Origin of the sequence: Phenylobacterium sp., assembly GCF_036402295.1 — a bacterium.
In the GTDB taxonomy this organism is placed as follows: Bacteria; Pseudomonadota; Alphaproteobacteria; order Caulobacterales; family Caulobacteraceae; genus Phenylobacterium.
This window is the reverse complement of sequence record NZ_DASWTE010000236.1, coordinates 1-5258: the sequence shown is the minus strand read 5'-3', so window position 1 is coordinate 5258 and position 5258 is coordinate 1. Positions and strand designations below refer to the sequence as shown.

The 5258-nt window shown below is 71.7% G+C and carries 7 protein-coding genes; 1 reads left to right on the top strand and 6 read right to left on the bottom strand.

Annotated features, from left to right (window positions below):
* A partial coding sequence (locus VGD44_RS14575; RefSeq protein ID WP_331088290.1) for a tRNA guanosine(34) transglycosylase Tgt occupies positions 1–578 on the bottom strand: 578 nt, incomplete at its 3' end.
* Positions 578–1654: a tRNA preQ1(34) S-adenosylmethionine ribosyltransferase-isomerase QueA gene (gene queA / locus VGD44_RS14570; protein WP_331088292.1), complete on the bottom strand. Its 1077-nt coding sequence runs from the start codon at positions 1652–1654 to the stop codon at positions 578–580. The genes queA and VGD44_RS14575, both read right to left, overlap by 1 nt.
* 53 nt (positions 1655–1707) lie before the next feature.
* On the opposite strand from queA, the gene VGD44_RS14565 reads away from it, so the two are divergent.
* Complete coding sequence (locus VGD44_RS14565) at positions 1708–2649, top strand: endonuclease/exonuclease/phosphatase family protein (protein WP_331088288.1); 942 nt, start codon at positions 1708–1710, stop codon at positions 2647–2649.
* Here the strand turns inward: VGD44_RS14565 and VGD44_RS14560 are convergent.
* From VGD44_RS14560 to VGD44_RS14545, 4 genes are read right to left on the bottom strand one after another with little or no spacing between them, the layout of a single operon-like run.
* A complete protein-coding gene (locus tag VGD44_RS14560; RefSeq protein WP_331088286.1) occupies positions 2630–3067 on the bottom strand; it encodes a hypothetical protein in 438 nt (145 codons plus the stop codon). The two genes, VGD44_RS14565 and VGD44_RS14560, sit on opposite strands and share 20 nt — an antisense overlap.
* Positions 3068–3070: 3 nt before the next feature.
* On the bottom strand, positions 3071–3628 hold the full coding sequence (locus VGD44_RS14555) for a phosphohydrolase (RefSeq protein ID WP_331088284.1): 558 nt from the start codon (positions 3626–3628) through the stop codon (positions 3071–3073).
* Entirely contained in the window at positions 3625–4086 is a 462-nt protein-coding gene (locus tag VGD44_RS14550; protein ID WP_331088282.1) for a peptidylprolyl isomerase, read from the bottom strand. The genes VGD44_RS14555 and VGD44_RS14550 overlap by 4 nt, the downstream gene beginning before the upstream one ends.
* A gap of 4 nt (positions 4087–4090) precedes the next feature.
* Positions 4091–4948, bottom strand: a complete 858-nt coding sequence (locus tag VGD44_RS14545) for a peptidylprolyl isomerase (RefSeq protein ID WP_331088280.1) — start codon at positions 4946–4948, stop codon at positions 4091–4093.
* Positions 4949–5258 lie beyond the last annotated feature (310 nt).

Here is a 5258-nt window from a genome sequence, read left to right as displayed (position 1 = left end):
GTCCCGCCCTGCTGGATGCCGAACAGGTTCTGCACATCACGTTCGCCGAACAAGTTCTTCGAACGTTGTCCCCATCTCGCGGAGCGCCGCATCGCCTCCGCCACGCGGTCTTCCGAGGCCGGGAGGGCGACCAGTTCGTCCAGCTGCATGACGATGTCCGAGCCCAGGAGATCGGCCTGGATCTCCATCGACCGTTCGGGCGAGAGCGCGTGGCGGCTGCCGTCCAGGTGGCTCTGGAAGGTGACCGCGTCCTCGGTGACCTTGGAGATCTTCGACAGCGACATGACCTGGAAGCCACCGGAGTCGGTCAGGATCGGCTTCTCCCAGCGCATGAACCGGTGCAGTCCGCCCATCCGGCGCACCCGCTCAGCCGTCGGCCGCAGCATCAGGTGGTAGGTGTTGCCGAGGACGATGTCGGCCCCGGTGGCGGCCACCTGCTCCACGGTCAGCGCCTTCACCGTGCCGGCCGTGCCCACGGGCATGAAGGCGGGCGTGCGGATCTCGCCGCGTGGGGTGGTGAGCACGCCGGTGCGCGCCTGTCCGTCGGTCGCCGTCACCTGGAAGGGGAACGCCGCCATCAGTCGGCTCGCCAGAGCAGGCTGGTGTCGCCGTAGGAGTAGAAGCGGTAGCCGTGGTCGATGGCGTGGGCGTAAGCGGCGCGCATGGTCTCGAGGCCCGCGAAGGCCGAGACCAGCATGAACAGCGTCGATTTCGGCAGGTGGAAGTTGGTCATCAGCCCGTCGGCGGCGCGGAAGCGGTAGCCGGGCGTGATGAAGATCGCCGTCTCCGCCATAAACGGACGTATGGCGCCAGTTTCGTCGGCGGCGCTCTCCAGCAGCCGGAGCGACGTGGTGCCAACGCAGACGATGCGGCCGCCGGCGGCCCGCGCGGCGTTCAGGCGCTCGGCCGTGGCGGCGTCGACCTCGCCCCATTCGGGGTGCATGCGGTGCTCGGCGACGTCCTCGGTCTTCACCGGCAGGAAGGTGCCGGCGCCGACGTGCAGGGTGACGCGCTCCAGGCCCACGCCCATGGCCTGCAGCCGCGCCAACAGCTGCGGCGTGAAGTGCAGGCCGGCGGTGGGCGCGGCGACCGACCCGTCCTCGGCGGCGTAGACGGTCTGGTAGTCGGCCAGGTCCTGGGCGTCCTCGGGACGCTTGGCGGCGATGTAGGGCGGCAGGGGCATGACGCCCCGCTCGGCGATGGCGGCCATCAGGTCGGGGCCCGAGAGGTCGAAGGCCAGGGTGACCTCACCGCCCTCGCCCTTCTCGCGGACGGTCGCCTCGAGGCTGCCCAGCAGGCAGGCGCGGTCCGATGGCTCGCCGAACACCACCCGGTCGCCGCGCGCCAGCCGCTTGCCGGGGCGCATGAACGCGGTCCAGACGTGGCCGGAGAGCTGGCGGTGCAGCGTCGCCTCCACAGCCACCCGGCTCTCGTCGCGGAGACGGACACCCTTGAGCCTGGCCGGGATCACGCGGGTGTCGTTCATCACCAGGACGTCGCCGGCGCGCAGCAGGTCCGGCAGGTCGCGGACGTGCCGGTCGGCGAGCGGCTGGCCCGGCCGGACGAGCAAAAGACGGGCAGCATCCCGCGGACTTACGGGCCGCAGCGCGATGCGCTCCTCAGGGAGGTGGAAATCGAAGTCGGCAAGCTTCATGAAGGGCGAGGTGAAGCGCATGCGGGGCCGCCCGCGTCAAGATGCGGGGGGTCATGGGACGGGTCTTGCGGGACGGGCTGGGCGCGATCGCCTTCGTCTCGGCGTTCTTCGCCGCCGCCGGCGCGGGGCTGGGCCTGGGCGGCGACTTCGACTGGCGGCTGGACGTGCTCACCCACTTCGCGCCGATCTACGCGGCCGTCGGACTGCTGGCGGCGCTGGCGGGCGTGGCGGCGGGTCGGCAGTGGCGGCGGCCTGCGGTGCTGCTGGGCGTCGTGGCGGTGCTCTGCGCGGCCGGGCTGATGTGGCCCGAGTACACCCGGTACGTCGAACCGACGGCGCCGCCGGCCGCCCCTAGCCAGATCAAGATCGTCCAGTTCAACGCCTTCAAGAAGAACATCGACCTCCGCCGGGTGGTCGCCTGGATCGCGGCCCAGGACCCCGACATCGTCACCCTGCAGGAGGCGCGGCACGACCTGCGCGACGCGCTGGTGAAGCGGATGGGATACCGGGTGGCGGGCGGCAAGGAGCACGTGATGATCCTCAGCCGCCGTCAGCGCCTGCGCATGGTCCGACCGCCGCTCGAGGCGTCGCCGCTGACCTACGTCAACGCCACCTATCCCAGCGCGAGCGGACCTTTCGAGGTGGTGACGACCCACCTGGACTGGCCGCTCTACGACACCCATCCGCGCCAGCTCGCCGACCTGGCCAGCGTGGTCGCCCGCCGGCCGCGCGAGCGGATGATCCTGACCGGCGACTTCAACGCCGCGCCCTGGTCGTTCGGCCTGCGCCGCATGGACGGAGCGCTGGGCCTGAGCCGCCGGGACCGGGCGCTCTTCAGCTTCCCGGCCCGTGTCGACCGCTGGGACGGCGCGCCGCCGGCGCTGCCGATCGACCACGTCTACGCGGGCTCGGGCTGGCGGACGGTGAGCATCCAGCGCGGTCCCAGCCTGGGCTCGGACCACTATCCGGTCGTGGTCATCCTCGCGCCGCGCTGAGCGCCGCCTCCAGCTTGGCGCGGGCTTTGGCGTGCTTCGCCTCGAGTGCGGTGCGGCGGGCTTCGAGCTCGGCCAGCGCCTTGGCGTGCTCGGCGTCGGCCGCGGCGAGCTTGCCCTCCAGGTCGGCGATCTCCTTCAGCTGCGCCTTCGACGGACCCTTGGGCGTCTCCGGCGCCCGCTTGGGGACCTTCAGCTTCGCCAGCGTCGCGCGCGAGCCGGCCGGGCGGCGCAACACCTCGCCGGGCTGGGCGCGGGCGGCCTTGGCGAGGGCCGCGTCGTCGGTCTCGTGCGCCAGGCCGGTCTTGAAGAGGTCCTGTCCGCTGCCCCAGGCGGCCAGCGCCTTCGGCCGCGAGGTGGTCGCGACCACGTAGTCGGTCAGACCGTCCGACGTCATGAACACCTTCAGCTTCGCCGCCATGACTCAGGTCAGGGACTTCAGTTCCCGCTCCAGGTTGGCCCGCGCGCGGGCCTCGTGGGCCGCGCGGAACGCGGGGTCGGGGAAGATAACCGGCGTGTCCAGGAACCGTTGCAGCACGGCGCCCCGGCCACGCCGCCAGGCGTCCTCCGGCACATGGGCGTATTCCTCGCGCACGGCGCGGGCGTAGGCGTCGTAACCGGCCTCGTCGGCGGCCAGGATGGAGAGGTCGATCGAGACAAGCGCCGCGCCCAGCCGGTCGCCCTCGCCCACCGCATGGCCGGCCGTGAGCAGGATCAGCCGGGCCACCTCGTCCACCTCGCCCGGCGTGGCGCCGAGCGTCGGCAGGTCGCGGCGGGCCATCTCGGCGCTCTTCGCCTCGTTGTCCGCGGCGCGCGGGTCGTAGACGGCGTCGTGCCACCAGATCGCCCAGGTGAGCACCCGCCGCTCAGCCTCGGTCAGACCGGGCCAGGCGGCGAGCTTTGCAAGGCAGTCCTCGATGTGGCGGCGCGTGTGATAGCGCCGCTGGGGCTCGGCGTAGGCGCGCTCGAGCGCCGGGGTCACGCGTCGGCCGCCACCTTCATGGAGACGATCTTGCCGGGGCTGCGCGGCGGCTCGCCCTTGGGGAGCTTGTCGACGTTGTCCATGCCCTCGGTCACCTCGCCCCAGACGGTGTACTGGTTGTCGAGGAAGCGGGCGTCGTCGAAGCAGATGAAGAACTGGCTGTTGGCCGAGTTCGGATTGGCGGTGCGGGCCATCGAGCAGACGCCCCGCACGTGCGGCTCGCGGCTGAACTCGGCCGGCAGGTTCGGCTTTTCCGAGCCGCCCATGCCCGAGCCGGTCGGGTCGCCGCCCTGGGCCATGAAGCCTGCGATCACGCGGTGGAAGACCACGCCGTCGTAGAAGCCTTCGCGCGCCAGCTCCTTGATGCGCGCCACGTGCTGCGGGGCCAGGTCGGGCCGCAGCTTGATGGTCACCGGGCCAGTGTCCAGTTCGACCAGGAGGGTGTTCTCGGCGTCCATGTCTCTATTTCACCTCGACGGGGATGTTGATGTCGCAGGCCGAGAAGTTCGCCCCGCCGGCGGCGCGCGCGCGGGCGATCTCGGCCTTGAACCAGGGGCCGGCCGGGTCGATCACGCGGATCTTCGGGCGGTCCTTCTCGGGAATGTCGGTCAGCATGCGCACGGTGGTCATGCGGTCCTGCGGCTCGGGCACCGGCTCGCCGGTCTTGATGGCGCGCACCACGTCCTGGCCGGCGATCACCCGGCCGAAGGCGGTGTAGCGGCGCTCGAGCTGCGGGAACCTCTCGCGCATCAGGAAGAACTGGCTGTTGGCCGAGTCGACCTCCTCGCCGCGGGCCGCCCCGCCGACGCCCGGGCAGTAGAGCGCGTAGCCCGAGATCTTGCCGTCGCGGGTCAGCGGGGCCAGGGCCATCGACTGGGTGGAGACCGGCACCGACTTGATGAAGCCCACCTCGGCCACGCTCTGGTCGACGACCAGCGCGAACGGCGTCTCGGGCCCGCGGCGGAAGCCGAACTCGGCCGGCACGTTGGGCTTGTCGGACTGGCCGGTGCCGCGGTTCTCCGGGTCGCCCGTCTGGGCCATGAAGTCGTCGATGACGCGGAAGAAGGTCAGGCCGTCGTAGAAGTGGGCCAGCGCCAGCTCGCGCACGCGGGCGGTGAACTGCGGCGCGATCTCGGGGACCAGCTCGACGACGATGCGGCCCTTGTTGGTGTCGATGACGAGGACGTCCTCGGCCTTGGGCGTGCGCCAGTCGGCGGCCGTGGGGGCTGCTGGCGCCGGCGCGGCGGGCGCGGGTTTCGGCTGGGACAACGCGGGGGTCGCCGCAAGCGCGGCCAAGAGCAGGACGGGGGCGAACCTCATGGCGCCTCTCCTAGCGGCCGATTTGGGCGACGGCTAGGCCCCGTACGCGCCGCAGGCGCAGTCGGAAGAGAACCGCGGAAAACGCGGAAAGACGCGGAAAGGGGGCCCGGGAGGCGGGACCGCCCAGGGTCTTCTGCGTCTTTCCGCGTTTTCCGCGGTCTGAAACATGGGCGCTGCGCGCCGTCAGCCGGTGTCGCGGTGGATGACGGGCGGCGAGGCGTCGTCGTCGTCCGCGTCGGCGTTCAGCTCGTCGAAGGTCGGGAACTCGACCCCGTCCGGCAGCGGCGGGGGCCTGGGCAGCTTGCGCCAG